The sequence below is a fragment of the Marinobacterium halophilum genome (assembly GCF_003014615.1).
Classification (GTDB): Bacteria; Pseudomonadota; Gammaproteobacteria; order Pseudomonadales; family Balneatricaceae; genus Marinobacterium; species Marinobacterium halophilum.
The window spans coordinates 1-19,803 of sequence record NZ_PYGI01000023.1 but is presented as its reverse complement, the minus strand read 5'-3'; the positions used below and the strand labels follow the sequence as shown (position 1 = coordinate 19,803).

Annotated in this window: 13 protein-coding genes and 1 tRNA gene; 6 read left to right on the top strand and 8 right to left on the bottom strand. The window is 55.8% G+C overall.

Going from position 1 to position 19,803, the window contains the following annotated elements; genetic code table 11:
- The first annotated feature begins 111 nt into the window (after positions 1 to 111).
- From CLV44_RS14880 to CLV44_RS14870, 3 genes are all read left to right on the top strand, one after another.
- Positions 112 to 2,031 carry a sigma-54-dependent Fis family transcriptional regulator gene (locus CLV44_RS14880; protein WP_106592955.1) on the top strand — a complete coding sequence of 640 codons (1,920 nt, stop codon included), beginning with the start codon at positions 112 to 114 and terminating at the stop codon, positions 2,029 to 2,031.
- A 231-nt stretch (positions 2,032 to 2,262) separates the two neighbouring features.
- Positions 2,263 to 3,579, top strand: a complete 1,317-nt coding sequence (locus CLV44_RS14875) for an alginate export family protein (RefSeq protein ID WP_106592912.1) — start codon at positions 2,263 to 2,265, stop codon at positions 3,577 to 3,579.
- A 72-nt stretch (positions 3,580 to 3,651) separates the two neighbouring features.
- Positions 3,652 to 5,067, top strand: a complete 1,416-nt coding sequence (locus CLV44_RS14870; RefSeq protein WP_106592911.1) for an aldehyde dehydrogenase family protein — start codon at positions 3,652 to 3,654, stop codon at positions 5,065 to 5,067.
- Positions 5,068 to 5,176: 109 nt separating this feature from the next.
- On the opposite strand, the gene CLV44_RS14865 is transcribed toward CLV44_RS14870, so the two are convergent.
- From CLV44_RS14865 to CLV44_RS14850, 4 genes are all read right to left on the bottom strand, one after another.
- The gene (locus CLV44_RS14865; protein WP_106592910.1) at positions 5,177 to 6,568 is read right to left on the bottom strand and encodes an MFS transporter; all 1,392 of its coding nucleotides are present in this window, start codon (positions 6,566 to 6,568) and stop codon (positions 5,177 to 5,179) included.
- A gap of 122 nt (positions 6,569 to 6,690) precedes the next feature.
- Positions 6,691 to 8,076 (bottom strand): sodium-dependent transporter, encoded by a 1,386-nt coding sequence (locus tag CLV44_RS14860; protein ID WP_106592909.1) that lies wholly within the window; start codon positions 8,074 to 8,076, stop codon positions 6,691 to 6,693.
- Between the two features lie 85 nt (positions 8,077 to 8,161).
- Positions 8,162 to 9,355: an amino acid aminotransferase gene (locus CLV44_RS14855; protein ID WP_106592908.1), complete on the bottom strand. Its 1,194-nt coding sequence runs from the start codon at positions 9,353 to 9,355 to the stop codon at positions 8,162 to 8,164.
- Positions 9,348 to 12,866 (bottom strand): indolepyruvate ferredoxin oxidoreductase family protein, encoded by a 3,519-nt coding sequence (locus CLV44_RS14850; RefSeq protein WP_106592907.1) that lies wholly within the window; start codon positions 12,864 to 12,866, stop codon positions 9,348 to 9,350. The genes CLV44_RS14855 and CLV44_RS14850 overlap by 8 nt, the downstream gene beginning before the upstream one ends.
- A 211-nt stretch (positions 12,867 to 13,077) precedes the next feature.
- Between CLV44_RS14850 and CLV44_RS14845 the strand changes: the two genes are divergently transcribed.
- Both CLV44_RS14845 and CLV44_RS14840 read left to right on the top strand, forming a co-directional pair.
- Entirely contained in the window at positions 13,078 to 13,545 is a 468-nt protein-coding gene (locus CLV44_RS14845; RefSeq protein WP_106592906.1) for an Lrp/AsnC family transcriptional regulator, read from the top strand.
- 118 nt (positions 13,546 to 13,663) lie between these two features.
- On the top strand, positions 13,664 to 16,516 hold the full coding sequence (locus CLV44_RS14840) for a bifunctional diguanylate cyclase/phosphodiesterase (protein ID WP_170069366.1): 2,853 nt from the start codon (positions 13,664 to 13,666) through the stop codon (positions 16,514 to 16,516).
- 11 nt (positions 16,517 to 16,527) lie between these two features.
- Here the strand turns inward: CLV44_RS14840 and corA are convergent, their stop codons facing one another.
- On the bottom strand, positions 16,528 to 17,487 hold the full coding sequence (corA, locus tag CLV44_RS14835; RefSeq protein WP_425436458.1) for a magnesium/cobalt transporter CorA: 960 nt from the start codon (positions 17,485 to 17,487) through the stop codon (positions 16,528 to 16,530).
- 17 nt (positions 17,488 to 17,504) lie between these two features.
- On the bottom strand, positions 17,505 to 18,482 hold the full coding sequence (locus tag CLV44_RS14830) for a calcium/sodium antiporter (RefSeq protein ID WP_106592904.1): 978 nt from the start codon (positions 18,480 to 18,482) through the stop codon (positions 17,505 to 17,507).
- Between the two features lie 201 nt (positions 18,483 to 18,683).
- On the opposite strand from CLV44_RS14830, the gene CLV44_RS14825 reads away from it, so the two are divergent.
- Positions 18,684 to 18,771: transfer RNA gene (locus CLV44_RS14825), tRNA-Ser, on the top strand.
- Between the two features lie 26 nt (positions 18,772 to 18,797).
- Here CLV44_RS14825 and CLV44_RS17255 read toward each other — a convergent pair.
- Positions 18,798 to 19,163, bottom strand: a complete 366-nt coding sequence (locus CLV44_RS17255) for a hypothetical protein (protein ID WP_146140018.1) — start codon at positions 19,161 to 19,163, stop codon at positions 18,798 to 18,800.
- A gap of 26 nt (positions 19,164 to 19,189) precedes the next feature.
- The coding region (locus CLV44_RS14820; RefSeq protein ID WP_106592903.1) for an IS5 family transposase at positions 19,190 to 19,803 on the bottom strand (614 nt) is incomplete at its 5' end.

The window sequence follows — 19,803 nt, the reverse complement described above, 5'->3', positions numbered from 1 at the left end:
TCAGTGTATGCAGGGGCGCCGGTGTTTGCACCCGGTGTGTCTTTGACGTATACAAAGGTGAGCGTAATGCTGTTACATTTTCGGGAAAATAAAAATAAAGAGGCCGACATTATGGCACCCCGGTTACGTCAGGATTTAATCAGTGATCCTGTCCATGCTGCGCGCATTGCGCGTGAACGTTTGCAGTCCGAAGGGCAGTTGCCTGAGGGCTATCTGCGCGATGAAATAGCGGCTTCGTGGCGGCGCAGTCTTGATGCAGGCCTTGAATGCTCAAGTGATCAGGGGCGCATTATCGATGATGTGTCCGACCTAATAGCGTTCAGGGACCAGCACGAGTTGCTGCTGCACGTTGCCATGCCCGAAATTGAACAGCTGACGCACCAGTTTGGAGATCAGGGCCTGGTCTTGCTGGCGAATGCTGACGCCCGATTGCTGAGCATGGAAGGGTGTGATCATGTTTTGTCGCCATTGAAGCGAATGGCACTAAGACAAGGTGTTTCCTGGAGTGAAGACAATCGCGGCACTAATGCTCTGGGAACGGCTGTCGTCGAACGGCGTGCCATCGTAATTAATGAAGAAGAGCACTTTCTCGATAATATAGCCCATTTTTCCTGTGCATCATCACCTTTCTTTGATGCCGATGGTCAGCTGATGGGAGTGCTTGATCTGACCCGAATAGGGCGTAATGACCAACCGCAAGATACCCTTGGCATTATTCAATTAGCTGCCCGAAACATAGAGGGGCGTCTGTTTGCCAGCCAATACCAGAACCAGGTCGTGATCGCGTTTCATCCTCGTCAGCAATTTCTTCGCTCCGCGTGGCAGGGACTGGTGGCACTGGGGGAAGATGGCCATGTGTTGGCGATCAACGAGCAGGGCTGTCAGCTGTTGGGGCGAGCGCGGGAGTTGCTGGTTGGCAAAACAATCGATGAACTGGTTGGTGAAAGTGTTGGAGTACTGCTTAATACTTGCCTGCGGCAAAGGATTGCTTCGGTCCAGACTCGTGCTGGCGAACTCTATTGCGAACTTTTGCAATTTCCCGACCGTCTGCTGCCAGCTACGCCAGTAAAGCAGATTTCGCCGCCGACACGGCAGCAGCAACCGTCGACCGATCCTGTCGAGCATTTTGCGGCAGATGAGCCTCGGCTACAACGGTCCATGCGGATGGCGGCACGTGCGATGGGGCAAGAGATCCCGGTGTTGTTACATGGGGAAACCGGCAGTGGCAAAGAAGTTGCTGCCAAGGCTCTGCATGACGGAAGCTTACGCCGTAAGCAGCCTTTTGTAGCGGTGAACTGTGCCGCAATTCCAGAAGGACTGATCGAATCTGAACTGTTTGGTTATCGAGAAGGCGCCTTTACCGGCTCGCGTAAGGGCGGAATGATGGGCCGCTTTCAGCAGGCCAACGGTGGCACCCTGTTCTTGGACGAAATTGGTGATATGCCCTTATCAATTCAGGCGCGTTTACTGAGAGTGTTGCAGGAACGCATGGTGGCACCCTTGGGTGGTGGGGAAGAGGTCGCACTGGATATTGCGCTTATTGGTGCGACTCACCGCAACCTCAAGCAGATGGTGGCAGAGGGGACTTTCCGCGAAGACCTGTATTACCGCCTTAATGGTATCAGTGTCAGTCTGCCTGCGCTGCGTGAACGCAAGAACTTCAATGCTCTTTGTCAGCGCTTGCTAGCGCAATTGGGGTGCTCAGAGGTATCCCTTGATCCTGACCTGCAGGGGCAGCTGGTCGAATATGCATGGCCGGGTAATTTTCGCCAATTGGAGATGGTGTTGAAAGTGGCGCTGGCATTTATGGAGCCACAGGAAACTGTGTTGACTGACGAGCATCTGAGTGACGATTTTCTACAAGAGCTGGATGCGCCTCCCGCACTGCGAGGAACCTTGCAGGAAACCCAGGAAGTATTGATCCGCCAGGCATTAGAGCAGCATAAAGGCAAGGTAACAGCCGCTGCCGAAGCGTTGGGTGTCAGCCGAGCGACCCTGTACCGGCGTATGAAAGCTCTGGGTATCGACTAAGTCTCCGGCTTGACTGATATAAACGATTTCAGCTCTTGAGGAGGTGATGAATGCAGGATCCCGCGTAGGTTCTTGTCTCTTGTTACAAATGGTTACAAACCACCACAAGTTCACACAATAAACGCGCATCTGGTTTACAGCATCGCTCTACGCTTGGGTCATTACAAAAAAAGCACAGGCGATCGTCAGGCCCATGCCTCGGGGATATGCCACTGTCCAGGGATAATGCCCATGCAAACAAAAATCATCCGTCGTACTTCCGGTTACCTTCTCAGCGCTGCCATCACGGCAGTGATAGCAGCACCGGCTTCCGCTTACAACCTGTACAGCCAGAATGGCAGTGAATTGAACCTGGACATCGAAGCGGTTTTCGGTGTGTTTTCCAGCCAGGAAAACTACCTGTTTGATGGTGACCGCGACGGTGCCAGCTGGCAGGAAGGTTACATCAAGTACGGCCTTTCAGGCAGCCATACCTACGGTGAATCTGGCGCAGGTGTTTACGCAGGCTTGAATCTGATCAGCTCCGGTACTTGGGGTGATGGCGATGCGGGTGGTTTTACCTCTGGCGACGAGCGTGAAACCGATCTGGAAGACGCTTATATCGGCTGGCGTTCAGGCAATCTGATCCCGATGCTGGGAGAAGACGGTTTGGACCTGTCCTTCGGTCGTCAGCAATTTACCCTGGGTGATGGTTTCCTCATCAATGGCGATGCGCTGAACTTTGGTGATGCGCTGGACAGCAGCCTGAACCGCGGTGGTGCCTATTGGCTGGCGGGGCGTAAGGCATTTGACCGCACCGCTATTGCCCGTATCGGCGGCAGCGAAGGTTTGCGTGCCGATTTGTTCTGGCTGGAATCGGATAACCGTGCTCAGGCTGAAATGGAGCTGGCCGGTATCAATGCCGAATATGTGCTGCCTGAAGGTACCTTCGGGGTGAGTTACATCGAAGGCCTGGATGTCAACGAAACCTATGGTCTGGCGCATCGCGATGGCCAGCAGACGCTGAGCCTGCGTTATCAGGGCAATGCCGGTGTCGAGAATCTGTTCCTGTCCGGTGAATTCGTGACTCAGGATCAGGGCAACAGCAGCGTTGCTGATGCGGATGCCTGGTATGCCGAAGCAGGCTGGACCTTTGCCGATATGCCGTGGTCACCGAGCGTGAACTACCGCTATGCCAGCTTTGATTCAGGCTTTGATCCGCTGTTCTTCGGTTTCAACCGTGGCTACGGCACCTGGTTCCAGGGTGAAGTGGCGGCCAACTATGCCGGTCCGTTCAACTCCGGTACCGATGTTCACCATGTTGGCGTGAAGGCCACCCCGACCGAGATGTTGACGGTAGGCGCGCTGTTCTTTGACTTCAGTGATACCGACGGTAATGGTGCCAATGACGGCCAGGAAATTGACCTGTATGCCGAGTGGGTGGTCACGCCGAACTTGATCGTCAGCCCGCTGGTCGGCTTTTATACACCAGACAGCAGCAATGGCACCCAGATCGGTAACGATGATACCAATGTCTACGCGCAGATGATTGCAATCGTCCCGTTCTGATTTGACTATGCTTTACTCACACGCTGCTGGTCGCTTGTCGGCAGCGTTCGTTTCAATATGAAGGATCTCTTGATGCAAACGGTATCGACTCTTTATATCAATGGTCAGGCGGTTGCCGGTGACCGTGACGCCTTCCCGGTTATCAATCCGGCAACGGGCGACGCTTTTGCGCACTGCCCCGCAGCATCGCCGGAGCAAGTGGATGATGCGGTGGCAGCGGCTGGAGCAGCATTCAAGACGTTCCAGTACACGCCGAATGCAGAACTCAAGGCGATGCTGCACCGTATTGCTGATCTGATTGATGCCCATGCTGATGAATTGGCTCAGCTGGTCACGCTGGAACAGGGCAAGCCGCTGGCGCTGGCGCAGATGGAAGTGGGGGCCGCGGCGGGCTGGACCCGTTATACAGCGGACTTGGAGATTCCGGTCAAGGTGATCGAGGACAGCGAAACACGTTTGGCTGAACTGCATTACAAACCGCTGGGTGTTGTGGGTTCCATTACGCCGTGGAACTGGCCGCTAATGATTGCTGTATGGCACATCATGCCAGCGTTGCGTACCGGCAACACGGTTGTGTCAAAGCCGTCATCATTTACCCCGTTCAGCACATTGAAACTGGTCGAGCTGATCAATGAAGTGGTGCCAGCGGGTGTGATCAATATTGTGACCGGCGAAGGTGGCATCGGTCGTGCCATGACGCAACATGCGGATATCCGTAAAATCGTATTTACCGGCTCGACTCCGACCGGTCAGGATATCATGCGTAATGCGGCGGATAACCTGAAACGTCTGACGTTGGAGCTGGGTGGCAATGATGCTGGCATCGTGCTGCCAGGTGCCGATCTGGATAGAATCGCACCGGCTCTGTTTCAGACCGCATTCATCAACATGGGCCAGACCTGTGCGGCGCTTAAGCGTCTCTATGTGCATGAATCCCAGTATGAAGACCTGTGCCAACGTCTGGCTAAGATTGCCACCGAGCAGGTTGTCGGTAACGGTCTGGAAGTAGATGTGACCTTTGGTCCGGTCCAAAACAAGGCGCAGCTGGCTATTGTGGCTGAGTTGGTGAGTGACGCCAAGCAACAGGGTGCACGTGTACTCAGCGGTGGCGACGTGCAGTCAGGTAACGGCTATTTCTACCCGCCGACCATCGTCGCCGATGTTAGCAACGGCGTGCGCCTGGTTGATGAAGAACAGTTCGGTCCGGCCCTGCCGGTGGTGCGCTACAGCGACATCGATGAGGCAGTGGCCATGGCCAATGATAACGTCAACGGCCTGGGCGCATCCGTCTGGGGCGAAGATGTTGAGCAGGCGCGCTCGGTGGCGGTGCGTCTGGAGAGTGGTACAGCCTGGATCAACAATCATTCTGAAGTCTTGCCCCACTGCCCCTTCGGTGGCAGCAAGATGTCCGGTATCGGTGTTGAGTTCGGTGAGGAAGGTTTGCTCGAATATACTCAGTCACAGTTGCTCAATATCAGCCGCGGCTGATTCCTGCATCATCTCACTTTCCCGCTATTGCTACGGAAGTGCTTGCCGGGGCCTTTGCCCCGGCTTTTTTGTGTCTGGAATTCACGAATAAGGCGGTATCATCCATTACCTAACGTACTTTCCCCCGCGACCATGAACGCCATGCCGCCATCAAGGCGTAGCCACCGCACAAGGCAAATGCGATCTGCAGCAGCTGCATCAGCGCCGGATATTGCTCGGGTACCAGCTGGGCATTGCCGATCATCAGGTTGAACAGGAATACCACCACGGCCATGCCGAGCATGTTGCCCATCGTGCGCGAGATGTTGAGCAGTGACGAGGCGATGCTGAGTCTGTCGGTAGGCACTACGCTGAGTGCGCCGTTGTTGTTGGGCGAAGAAAACAGCCCGAAGCCCGTGCCCATCACCAGCAGGGCAATGACAACCTGAGTCATGCTGCTGTCCTGATCCAGCAGTGCCAGCACCATAAAACCGCTGGCGAACAGCAGGCAACCGAGGGTGGCCGGAATGCGGGGGTCGAAATGATCCGACAGGCGACCGGCAATCGGTGCCAGTACCGCCATCATCATTGCCTGCAACAGCATCAACTGCCCCGCCTCGGCAGGTGACAGTTCACGGATATATTGCAGGTAGAGGCTGAGCATGAATTGCAGCGGATAGTTGGCGGCATACATGAAAAAGCTGGCTTGAATCGAACGGAAAAAGACCTGGTTCTGTACCATGCGCCGCAGCCGGATCAGCGGGTAGGGCGAATGTTCCTGCTGATAGACAAAGCCGGCCAATAATAGCAGGCCGCAACCGGCCAGCACGCCACCACTCAGTGCGGGTAGCCCCGATAGGCCGACAAAAAACAGACTGGAGGCGGCAATGAACAGTAGGCTGCCGATCCAGTCGAGTTTTTCATCCTGCAGGCGTTCGGTTTCCCGGACATGGATCGCGACCAGTACCGCGCACAGGATCGCCAATGGCAGCGGTGCAAGGAACACGGCGTGCCAGTCCCACCACTCGGTGAGCCAGCCGCCGATCGGAGGGCCGCAGGTGAGTCCCAGATAGACCGAAGTCGACGTCAGCCCCAGCGCCATGCCGCGTCCATGTTGGGCGAATACCTGTGAGACGATGGCCATGCCGGTACCGAAGACCATGGCACCGGCGATCCCTTGCAGCAGTCGCATCAGTAGCAGCCAATAAATATGGTTGATCAGTGTGACCGCAAACGAGCTGAGCGAGAACAGCAACAGGCCGGCCAGAAACACCTTTTTGCGCCCGACCATGTCGGCGATGCGGCCAGCAGGCAGCTGCAGGGCAATGGCACCGAGCAGGTTCATGGTCGGAATCCAGCTCACGAGTACGGCATCTGCATTGAGGTCAGCGGCGATGGCCGGCAGGGCGACATTGACTGCCGACATGCTTAGCGGCATCAGAAAGGTTGCGACACAGATACTGAGCAGGGTGAGCCAGCGAACAGATGCGGAGGCGTAGGGGGTGTCATGGTGCACGGTCATGGCAAACCTGTGGCGAGATAATGAGTATTACATTTTAGTGAGGCTGGTGAGAAAGAACAGTTATCCGTTGCATACAACGAAAAAAGCCGACCCTGGGGTCGGCTTCGATTACCGCATGGCGATCACAGCAGGTTGTAGATGAACACCACTGCAATACCTGCCGGAGTCAGGTAACGCAACACAAACATGAAGGCGCGGTACAGGCCGCCCTGCAAGCCGAGTTCTTGGTCCAGACCCTGACGTTTCATCGCCCAACCGGCAAACAGCGCAATGGCCAGGCCGCCCAGCGGCATCATCAGGTTGGAGACCAGGAAGTCGAGCAGGTCAAAGACAGTTTTGCCTTCGAAGAACGGAATGAACGCCAGCGGATGAACCTCAGCCCAAACGTTGAAGGACAGCACGGTGCCGACCCCCACGAGCCAAATTGCGAAGCCGCCGAAGAAGGCGCTTTTGGCACGGTTGATGCCCTTGTGTTCTTCCAGCCATTCTACCACCGGTTCCAGCATGGAGATGGCGGAGGTGATGGCCGCAACCAGCAGCAGGGCGAAGAACAGGGTGCCGAAGATCACGCCACCGGTCATCTGGCCAAAGGCCAGCGGCAGGGTAACGAAAATCAGGCCGGGGCCTGCACCGGGCTCAAGGCCGTTGGCAAATACCAGCGGGAAGATCGCCAGACCAGCAAGCAGTGCGACACCGGTATCCATGAAGGCAATGGTGATGGCGGTACGGGTAATGTTGACGTTCTGTGGCAGGTAGGAGCCGTAAGCCATCATCACGCCGATGCCGATGCTCAGGGTGAAGGCGGCGTGGCCAAGGGCGGTCAATACGCCTTCAGTGGTGAGCTTGCTGAAGTCTGGCGAGAACATGAAGTTGACCGCTTCACCGAATTTACCGGTCGTGGTGGCGTAGCCCACCATAATGAACAGCAACACGAACAGCAGCGGCATTAGCATGTTGATCGCTTTTTCCATGCCGGAGCGGATGCCGCGGCCGACAATCAGGACTACGATGATCATGAAAACGCTGTGCCAGAGCAGCAGGTCGCCGGTGCTGGCTAGCATGCCGCCGAATGCGCCGCCGATAGCGTCAGCATCTGCGCCGGTAAACATGCCGGAGGCGGCCTTGCCCACGTACGCCAGTGCCCAGCCGCCAATCACGGAATAGAAAGACAATACCAGGAAGGAGGCGATGATGCCGTTCCAGCCGATGATACGCCAGCCTTTGCGGGTGCCTTCGGTTTCGGTCAGTTCGCGCATGCTGGCCACAGGGCTCTGGCCACCACGACGGCCAATCATGACTTCAGCGATCAGCACGGGGATACCGACGATTGCGATACAGGCCAGATAGACCAGTACGAAAGCGCCCCCACCGTTTTCACCCGTGATGTAAGGGAATTTCCAGATGTTGCCCAGCCCTACGGCGGAGCCTACAGCTGCCAGAATAAAGGCCATGCGGGATGACCAGAGGTTGCCGGCCTGCTGGTGTGCCTTGGGTGTTGCTTGACTCATTATACGAGTTCTCCGGTATCGTTATTGTTATCGGTCAGTGCCGGTACTGAAAAGCCTCTGCAGTGGGGGCAGAGGCTTTTTCTGGCTACTCAGTGCGTCCGAGCACCTCCTGCAGGGCGTGGGCCACCCGTGACAAAGTGTTGGCGGACAATCCGGCAATGTTGATCCGACTGGAGTCCAGCATGTAGATGCCAAACTCGTCGCGCAGGATCTTAACCTGTTGCGGATTGATCCCGAGGAAAGAGAACATGCCGCGCTGCCGTTCGATAAAACTGAAGTCACCGGCCGGGGCCAATGCTTCGCTGAAAGCGCTACGAAGCTCGATAATACGCCTGCACATGGCGTCGAGTTCGTGGTGCCATGCCTGGGTCAGCGCGGGGGTGTCGAGAATCAGCTCGACGACCGCTGCACCATGCGCAGGCGGCATGGAGTAGTGCGACCGGATCGCACTAAGCAGCTGACTGGTGGCGGCCCGTCCCTGTTGGGCATTGGCTGCAATCAGCATCAGGGCACCGGTACGTTCACGGTAGAGACCGAAGTTCTTGGAGCAAGAGGACGCTACGATGACTTCCGGCAGGCGTTCTGCCATCAGTCGAACACCGTGCGCATCCTGATCCAGTCCTTCACCCAGGCCCTGGTAAGCAATATCGATAAACGGCAGTAGCCCTTTACGTTCAATAAGATCCGTGACAGCGGTCCATTGATCGGGGCTCAGATCTGCGCCGGACGGATTATGACAGCAGCCGTGCAGGAGTACCACATCACCGGCATCGGCCAGTTCCAGCGCGGCCATCATGGCGTCGAAGTCGACGCTCAGCGTGGCTGTATCCAGATAGGGATATTCACGGATGGTCAAACCGGCTCCACCGAGTAGCGGGATATGGTTGGCCCAGGTCGGGGTGCTGACCCACACGGTGGCATCCGGCTTGCAGAGGCGTAGAAACTCGGCGGCCATGCGCAGCGCGCCGCAGCCACCCGGCGTTTGTACCGTATTGACCCGCTGGTCGTTCAGTGCGGGATGACCCGCGCCGAGGATCAGCTGGCTGATCAGGTGATTGAACCCTTCAGCTCCGGCCGGGCCGATGTAGGCCTTGGTGGCTTCGGTTTCCAGCAGGCGTTGTTGGGCGCTCTGCACAGCGGCCATGATCGGTGTATGACCGGCTTCGTCGCGATAGACGCCGACACCCAGGTCGACCTTGTCGGTGCGGGAATCTTCACGAAAGCTTTTCATCAATCCCAGAATCGGGTCCTGGGGCAGGGTGTTGAGATGTTCAAACATGGGTTGCCTCCTCAGTCTTGGCGACTTTGATCAGCGTCGGACGGCTGGTTGCAAATGCTTTCAGCAGGAGGGCGCGTTTTTCAGCGACGGCGTCTGCTGCCTGTTCACGTACCGGGCCATAACCACGGATGTCAGCGGGCAGAGCGGCCAACTCCAGAGCGAACTCATGGTTGTTGGCCTTCAGTTCCAGGGCGATGCGTTCCAGCAACGTCAGATAATCCGCCAGCAGTGCACGATCCAGCTTGCGATCGGCGGCAAAGCGGAAGGGGTCCAAAGCGGTGTTGCGCAGGCCCTTAAGCGGTGCCAACACTTTCATTGCCTTCAGCATCCAGGGACCGAACTGACGTTTCATCGGTCGACCTTTCGCATCCTTTTTGCCACCCAAAATGGGGGGGGCCAAATTGAAGTTGATACGGTAGTCGCCCTCGAAGGTCTGCTCGACCTCTTTCAGGAAGTCAGTCTGGGTGAACAGACGCGCCACTTCATACTCATCTTTATAGGACATCAGGCGGAATAGTTGTTGCGCCACGGTACGGGTCAGTTCCAGTTCGGGTTTCTTGCCCAGTGATAGTTCAGCGCTGCGGATCTGTTCCACTTGCTGCTGGTACTGTGTCGCCCATGCACTGTTCTGGTACTCGGTCAGATGCTGCATGCGGCGCTCGATCAGCTGCTCCAGCGTTTCCTGTTCCGGTGTAACCGGTTTGGCACGTGCTTCCTCGCTGAGCTGGGATTCAACCCAGGCGCGGTCGTCAGCGGCGAGTCGGCCCCAGTTGAACGCCTGCTTGTTACGATCAATCGCGACGCCGTTCAGTTCAATGGCGCGGGTCAGTGCTGCCAGTGAGACCGGCACCAGTCCTTTCTGCCAAGCAAACCCGAGCATCATCACGTTGGAGAATACGGTATCCCCCAGCAGTTTTTCAGCGATCATGTTGGCATCCAGCTGGTCGAAGGCATTTTCGCCCACGGCATCCTTGAGCAGCTTGAGGCGTTTCTCGGCCTGCATGTCGGCATCACGGAACAGCACATAATCCGCGGTAGCCAATTCGGCTTCGTTGGCAACGATGCGCGTATGGTTCGGGCGCAGTACGTTCAGTGCCTTTTGTGAAGTGGCAACCACCATGTCACAGGCAACGATGGCATCGGCCTGGCCGTTTTCAATCCGGACCTGATGCAGGGTTGCAGGCGAGGGTGCCAGGCGTACATAGCTGAGTACGGTGCCGCCTTTCTGGGCGAAGCCCATGAAGTCCAGTACCGATGCACCTTTGGACTCCAGGTGGGCAGCCATGGTGATCAGCTGACCGACCGTGACGATACCGGTGCCGCCGACACCACCGACCAGCAGGTCATAGCTGCCTGCCAGTGCCGGAATGGTCGGTGCGTTCAGTGCGGCGACGCGCTGTTCCAGTTCTGCACCCAGATCCAGTCCCTTGGACTTGCGCAGCTGACCGCCTTCGATGGTGACGAAGCTCGGGCAGAAACCGTTGACGCAGGAGAAATCCTTGTTGCAGGAAGATTGGTCGATCTTGCGCTTGCGGCCCAGTGCGGTGTTGCGTGGCACGACGGACAAACAGTTGGACTGAGTCGAACAGTCACCACAGCCTTCACACACATGGTGGTTGATAAAGGCACGTTTGGCCGGGTCCGGGAACTGGCCGCGCTTGCGGCGACGGCGTTTTTCGGCGGCACAGGTCTGATCGTAAATCAGAATGGTACAGCCCGAAATGTCGCGCAGTTCGCGCTGGATGGCATCCAGCTCGGAACGGTCATGGAAGGTTACGCCAGCCGGGAACAGGGATTCGTTGCCTTTGTACTTTTCGGGCTCGTCGCTCAGCACCACTACACGCTTGGCACCTTCAGCCGATACCTGCTTGGCGATAGCGTCGACGGTGATCTGGCCATCCACCGGCTGACCGCCGGTCATGGCGACCGCGTCGTTGAACAGGATCTTGTAGGTGATATTGATTCCGGCCGCGATTGCCTGGCGAATGGCCATGGAACCGGAATGGAAGTAGGTGCCTTCGCCCAGGTTCTGGAATACGTGCGCGTTGCCGGTGTAGCGGCTCTTGCCAATCCAGTTGACGCCTTCACCGCCCATCTGGATCAGGGACTCGGTGTCGCGATCCATCCAGGAGGCCATGAAATGACAGCCGATACCGGCCTGAGCCTTGCTGCCTTCCGGAACCTTGGTGGAGGAGTTGTGCGGGCAGCCGGAGCAGAAGTAGGGCATGCGGCGCACGCCACCCGGATCGGTGATGCCCAGCGAGCAGTTGATCTGCTCCATGCTCTCGGTGAACTTCACGCCGAAAAAGCGATCCAGGCGTGCAGACAGGTAACCGGCCAGCAATTTCGGGCTCAGTTCGCCTACGTAAGGGATCAGTGGTTCGCCGTTCTGGTCCTGCTTGCCGGTGATCAGTACTTCGCCGGGGCGGTCCGGTTCCGACAGGTATTCCTTGATCTGGCTCTCGATAATGCCGCGCTTTTCTTCGATGACGAGGATTTCGTCCTTGCCACGGACAAAGTCCATGATGCCCTGGCGCTCCAGCGGCCAGACCATGCCGATCTTGTAGATGTCGATACCCAGTTCACTGGCGCGCGCTTCGTCGATGCCCAGTAGCTGCAGAGCTTCCATCAGGTCCAGATGGGCTTTGCCGGTACTGACGATGCCGAAGCGAGCCGCCGTGTTGTCGAAGACGCGACGGTCAATCGGGTTGGCACGGGCGAATGCCTGAACCGCTGCGAGCTTGTGCTCGATACGGGTTTCCAGCTGAGGTCCGGGCAGGTCCGGCCAGCGGTAATGCAGGCCATCGGCCGGCGGGGTGAAATCGGTCGGGGTTACAAACGTCGGCAGCGGCTTCAACTCGACAGAGGAGGCGCTTTCAACAGTCTCGGAGATCGCCTTGAAACCGACCCAGCAACCGCTGAAACGGGACAGGGCATAGCCCCAAAGACCAAATTCTTCGTATTCCGCGAGGCTGGCCGGGTTGATGGTCGGCATGAACCAGGCCATGAACGCGACATCGGATTGGTGCGGCATGGAGGAGGACACGCAGCCATGATCGTCACCGGCCACGACCAGTACGCCGCCATGAGGGGAGCTGCCATAGGTGGTACCGTGCTTGAGCGCATCACCGGCACGGTCGACGCCTGGGCCCTTGCCGTACCAAAGGCCGAATACGCCGTCGACCTGCTTGTCGGCATCGGTTTCAACCTGCTGGCTGCCGAGTATGATCGTGGCGGCCAAGTCTTCATTGATCGCTGGAATGAAGTCGACCTTATGTGCATCCAGTAACTTCTTGGTCTGCCACAGTGCCTGGTCGTATGCGCCCAGAGGCGAACCACGATAACCACTGATCAGGCCTGCGGTATTGAGGCCGTTTTTCTGGTCCAGACGTGCCTGTATCAGCGGGATGCGTACCAGAGCCTGGGTGCCGGTCAGGAAGACACGGCCTGAGTCGCGCAGATAACGGTCTTCAAGACGGTAGTCGTCTAGTGCGGTGGGAGTGGCAGACATACCCGGAACCTCTCTTGTTGGATCTTGTTGTTATGTCGAGCGATCTGCTGAATAACTGAGCCGATGCACCCGTATAGCGTGAGAAAAATTGTAGGGAGATGTGGCCTGAAGGTGCTTGCTATTTTACAGAAGAAAACCACTTTTAAAGAAAGGATGTTTCTTTTTGTGTTTTTTTAAGGAAGAATATTTGAAAAAATTGGAGTGTTACCAAATGAAACAGGTTGAGCTTGACGGTTTTGATCGTAAAATCCTGCATCATCTTCAACAGGATGGGCGTATCAGCAACCAACAGTTGGCTGAGCGGGTGGGGTTGTCTCCGGCGGCGTGTTGGCGGCGCGTACGGGCACTGGAAGAGCAGGGAGCGATTGCCGGGTACAGTGCGCTACTCAACCCTGAAGTCATGGGGCAGGCGTTGAGCGTATTTGTGCTGGTTTCGTTGCAGCGGCACAACCTCGACAGTACTGAAGAATTTGAGCGTCAGGTGCTGGCTTACACCGAAGTGCTACAGTGTTTCGCCGTGACCGGAAATGCAGATTTTGTACTCCGTGTGGTGGTGCCGGATATGCGCTCCTATGATCGCTTTCTGAACGAAAAAATCTTTACGCTTCAGGGGATTGCACAGGTCCACTCCAATTTTGCATTGCGTGAGATCAAGAATACGCAACATCTTCCATTATGAGATCAGTAATCATTTACGGGGGTGGTTGGGCAGTGTTATAAACAGACTATTGTATTTTCGTTGGGTGTCAGGGAGGTGATCCGAGCGGAAGCTGTTACGTATCTGAATGGATCAGATGATGCCCCTGACTATTAATGCCGACACTTTGCCACGTTACCAAACCCGCGCCATTCTCGGGATGGTGTGCATTTTGATGCTGGTCGTCTCCGCTTTCTTCATCTCCACTACCTATAATGCCGGCTACGAACGCATTCAGCAGCAATGGCATGAGTTCGAAGTGCGTAATCAGCAAAAACTGCGTAATGAAGTCGATGCGACGCTGCATTACCTCAATTTTACCCGCCAGCAAACCGAACAGGTACTCAAACAGCAGATCAAATCCGAGGTGCAGCAAGCCGTTACGCTTGTGCGCTCAATGTATGCGATTGAGAGCGTACGTCACGCGGATGATCCCGAGGCCGTTGCCAGCCTGATTAGGGAGTCACTCAGGGACCTGCGTTTTTTTGATGGACGTGGTTACATCTTTATCGACACCCTTGAGGGCAAGTGCGTCTTGCTGCCGACGCAGCCGGAAACTGAGGGGCAGTCATTACTGGATAACCGGGACGATACCGGGCACTTCATCATGCAAGGGCTGATCGATGCGGTGCAGAACCCTAACAGCAATGGCTATTCAGCCTACCGTTGGTATGCGCCAGATTACCTTGATCAGATGCGGGACAAAATTGCCTACGTTGAATACTTCGAGCCGCTGAACTGGATCATCGGTACCGGCGACTATCTGTACCAGGTTGAAAATGACATCAAGCAGCAGGCACTGCAGCGTTTGGGTAGCTTGCGTCTGGATAATGATGGGTATATCGCGGTACTGGATAATGGTGGGAAAGTGCTGCTGTCGCCGTCACGGCCTGGCACTGAAGGGCTCAGCCTGGCCGGACTGGATGCCGAGCATCGTGAAATGGTCAGCTGGTTGATTGCTCAAGCAACGCCAGAAGGACGTTTTGTTGAGTATGAATGGTATGGGCTCGACTCCAGTGAGCGCAGAGACAAGATGGCGCTGGTACAGGAAGTACCGGAGTGGGGCTGGGTGCTGGTTGCCGGTGTGTATCAGGATAAGCTGATGGCGGCACTGGACGCACAGAAAATACGGTTGGAGGCTGAGCTGCAGGCGGATCTGCAGGCCTTGCTGTTACTGTTGGTTGCAGCATTGGTGGTGGCAATGGGGGTCGCGTTGTTGATTACCCGTTGGCTCAGGCTGCTGATGCAACGTTATCAGGGTGAGATTGACCAGCGCCAGATTGACCTGGAAAACCGGTCGCGTGAATTGCAGTTGGCTGGCAAGGTTTTTGAGGCGGCCGGTGAGGGGGCCATGATCAGTGATGCACGCAACCGGATTATGGCGGTGAATCCTGCGTTTACCCGCATTACCGGTTACGCGGCCGAGGATGTTGTAGGTCGCTGTCCTGCGCTGCTGTCTTCCGGCCAGCACAGTCGCGTATTTTATGAGCGGTTATGGCAAACATTAGCCGAAGAAAAACGCTGGCAAGGTGAAATCTGGAACCGCCGCCGCAGTGGTGAGGTGTATCCGCAGTGGTTGTCGATTACGGTGGTAGAAGATGAACAGGGCGAGGTGAGTAACTACGTGGCCATGTTCAATGACATCACCGAGCGCAAGGCGACAGAGGATCAGTTGCGCTACCTGTCTGACTTCGATGCCTTGACCGATCTGCCCAACCGGGGCTTGCTGCGAGAACGTACGATGCAGGCGATCACGCGTGCGCAGCGGCGTAACGAACAGATGGCGTTATTGGTTATCGACTTGGACCGCTTCAAAAATGTTAACGACACCCTGGGGCATGGCGCAGGGGATATGTTGCTGAAGACAATGGCTCAGCGCCTGCTGCGTAAAATTGGCAGTACGGATACGCTGAGTCGCCTGGGTGGTGATGAGTTCGTCGTATTGCTGCCGAATGTGGCAGAGTTGGGTGATTTGTATGCACTTATCAAAGGTTACCTGGAGCAGATAGCCACGCCCCTGAAGCTCGATAACCATGAGCTGGTTGTGACTGCCAGTGCCGGTTTGGCGATATACCCTTATGACGGTGAAGACTTCGAAACGCTCCTGCGTAATGCCGATACCGCGTTGTACCATGCCAAAGGCAGTGGGCGTAATATGCTGGAGGTGTTTACGCCTGAGATGAATCAACAGGTGTCAGAGCGTCTGTTGATGGAAGTCCGCTTGCGTGATGCACTTAAACGTCAGGAGTTTGAGCTGTACTATCAGCCGCAATATGATCTCGGCCGTAACTGTTTGTCAGGATGTGAAGCCTTGATCCGCTGGAATAGCCCCGATGGTCTGGTAATGCCGGACCAATTCATTCCCCTGGCGGAAGAAACCGGGCTGATCATTCCCATCGGCACCTGGGTATTAGAAGAAGCATGCCGTCAGGGAGCCATCTGGAACCGTGCTTTGGCGACGCCTGTCTCCGTTGCTGTTAATGTTTCTGCGGTTCAGTTCCGCCCGGCGCTGGTGAACGAGGTGCGTGGTGCGCTGGACAGAACCGGTTTTGAGCCTGAACAGCTGGTGCTGGAAGTAACGGAAAGTGTGCTGATGAGTGATATCGAAGGCTCGATACGGTTGCTGGAGCAGTTGCGTTCATTAGGTATTCGCATTGCGCTGGATGACTTCGGAACCGGTTATGCCAGCTTGGCGTACCTGAAGCGTTTCGTGCTGGACAAGTTGAAGATCGATCGCACCTTTATCATGGGCATTCCTGAAGACAAGGATGACGTTGCGATCACGTCATCGATTATTGATATGGCGCGCCATCTCAATATCATCACGGTTGCTGAAGGGGTGGAAACCGAGGCGCATTGTGAGTTCTTGCGCAAGGCGGGCTGTAATCTTGCGCAGGGTTATTACTTCGACAAGCCTTTGCCGGCGGAGGTGTTCAGCCAGCGGCTGCAGTGAAAGAGGCTGGCCTAGAGCCAACCCTTGTGTTTGAAGAACAGGTAAGGCGAGATGGCTGATACGACCATCAGGCCCAGGGCCATCGGGTAGCCAAACGCCCAGTCAAGCTCCGGCATGCTGTGGAAGTTCATGCCATACACGGTACCAACGAGGGTCGGTGGCAGAAAGACGACCGCTGCGATGGAAAATATCTTAATGATCTGGTTCTGGCGGATATTGATGAAGCCCTGAGCTGCATTCAGCAGGAAGTTGATCTTCTCGAAGACGAAGGTGGCGTGTGCCATCAGCGTATCAAGGTCGCGGAGAATCTCGCGGCAGGTCTCCATTTCAGCCGGTTGCTGGCGGATATGTCGCAACAAAAATGAGGTGGAGCGTTGTGTATCCATCAGGCAGAGCCGAATCTGGCCGTTGCTGTCCTCCAGCTTGGCCAGGCAGTCCAGCTGTTCGCCCAAATCCGCATCTCTATTTTCCAGTACTTCGTTACTGACCTGCTCCAGGCTGCGGTGCAGATCTTCCAGCTGGTCCGCCAGGTTATCGACCTTCTGTTCAAACAGTGCCATCAATACCTGTAGCGGTGAACTGGCTTCGACCCAGCCTCGCCGTGCCCGCAGGCGGGTCAGCCGGAAATCGGGCAGTTCCACATCACGGGTGCTGATCAGGCGCTGTGGGTTCAGGGTGAAGGCGACGGTGGCCGTTCTGAAACGCCCTTCGGACTGATACAGAAAGAGCGAATGCACATGCAGATCGTCGCCCTCGACAAAATAACGGGCACTGGACTCGATCTCTTCCACTTCATCAGCATCAGGCAGGCTTTGAGGGAACAGCTGCTCGATCGCCTGACGTTCGGCAGTATCAGCATCCTGAAGGTCAATCCAGCTGGCTCGCTCCAGATGAGTGTGGAGAGCATTGCTCTCCACCTCTTGCTCGCGCAGCTTGCCTGTTTCCAGAGCAAAGGTGCGAATCACGGGCATATCTCCTTATCGTGCGATTACGCTGCGTTCATGACGCCGTATATCAAATAGGCGGTGTACGCTATAAAGATCGCAACCAGCAGTCCACCCTCGGGACGGTTGATGCGTCCCTGTCCACGGAAGCCGTAGCCCAAAATAAACAGGGACAGGGTCAGGCCAGCCATGACAACCCAATCGCGGGTCAAGACTTCTGGCGAGAAGGACATCGGGTGAATGGTACCAGCGATACCGACCACGGCCAGAGTGTTGAACATGTTGGAGCCGATGACGTTGCCAATGGCCAGATCATGCTCGTTCTTGCGTACCGCAATGATGGATGCAGCCAGCTCCGGCAGGGATGTGCCAATAGCAACAACGGTGAGACCGATGATCAGATCGCTGACGCCCATGGCGCTGGCAATATCGACCGCGCCCCAGACTAGTACGCGTGAGCTGATTACCAGCAGGACAAGGCCCAGTAGTAGCCAGAACATAGCGCTGCGCAGTGGCATGTCCGGTTCACTGTCCATTTCCTGCTGCACATCACTGCCCAAGGCGTCACCACGTTGGCGCATGCCCTGCATGATGGACCAGCCCATGATTGCAAAGAACACACCCAGCAAGGTCCAGGCCTCGATCGCGGTGATCTGTCCATCCATCAGCTGATAGCCGGCCAGGAGCGTAATAATTGCCAGCAGGGGCAGTTCCTTGCGCAAAATCTGTGAATGCACGGCGATGGGGCTGAGCAGGGCAGTAATACCCAGAATCAATGCAATATTGGTGATGTTGGAACCATAGCCGTTGCCCAGTGCCAGGTTGGGGTTACCCTGCGCTGATGCAAAAGCCGAAACCACCATCTCAGGTGCCGACGTGCCAAACCCGATGATTACCATACCGATAAGCAGAGGGGGCATGCCGGCATGCTTAGCCGTTGCTGCGGCACCATCAATGAAACGATCAGCACTCCAGACCAGCAATGCCAGTCCACCTATTACGGCTAAAATTGCCATCAACATTTGTATAAAAGCTCCTTCGTTATTCACATATTCTGTGCAGCTGCGAATGATACTCTGACAGCGCCGCCGCGTCTGCGTTTGCAGAAAGTGAAAAAAAGTTTGAGATAGGGGGTTGTGCTTTGAAAACAACGATCTATAATACGCACCTCAATTGATGAGGCATCGCCGGTAACGGCAGCAAGTCAGGTCAATTGATAGAGTGGTGAGGTGTCCGAGTGGCCGAAGGAGCACGCCTGGAAAGTGTGTATACCGCAAGGTATCGAGGGTTCGAATCCCTCCCTCACCGCCATTTACTTTTATAGTAAATACAGTCACTTAGGAGCGCTTAAGCTGCTCCAATCCTAAAATGGGAATGTCCAGGGTAATAAGCTGGGAGCTCTCGTCGCAATACCCCCTTCTAAGTTGTTTAAATTCTTTCTCTGAAGTCCCTTTTACTGCATCGTTATTCATAGTTTTGCCTTTCGTTTGTTTTGCATCGGAAGTAAACATGCCTATTGATGAACTGCTGCTAGCTGGAACTGGATACCTAGTAACGTTAGTCGGATTGCCAATCATTGGCGTGATTGTTGGTGCATTTTTAAGGAACGTATGAATAAGCCCCGACAGAGCCATTAAAACTGCATTTTCTCTGGGGCAAGGTGCATAAAATGCGCACGTTTCCCCCTTTTTAATCGGCTGCAACTGCCTTTTCAGGCAGTACAGACGGATTAGCCCTGCGATCTCAACATCTGATCCACGCGCACAATATTGGTCAGAGCGAACAATATAGCCAGCTTGCCATCGTTTTTCTTCAGCCCACGATAGCGGGCTTTTACAAAACCGAACTGACACTTGATGATCCGAAACGGATGCTCAACCTTGGCGCGGAGGCTGGCCTTCAGATACTCGGTGCGGATTCTGACCTTATTGATCCGGGGATGCTTTTTCAGGGACTTCAGCTTCCCTGGCTGTTCGGCGATGTACCAGTCCGCACTGACATCTTTCAGCTCGTCTCGCTTTTCGGCGCCACGGTAACCCGCATCAGCAAAGATGAATGCTTCTTCACCGTGCAGTAGCTGGTCAGCCTGATTGAGATCGTGCTCGTTTGCGGCAGTTGTGCTGAAACTGTGTGTGATGCCGGTGCGGGCATCCACACCTATATGAGCTTTCAAGCCGAAATGCCACTGGTTGCCTTTTTTGGTCTGATGCATCTCCGGCGATCCGCCGTTGCGGGCACGCTTGCCCGTTTTGTTCTTGGTGGAGCTGGGTGCTTCGATGATGGTGGCATCAATAAGTGAGCCCTCTTTCAGAAGGACACCGGCTTCCGACAGCCATTGGCTCA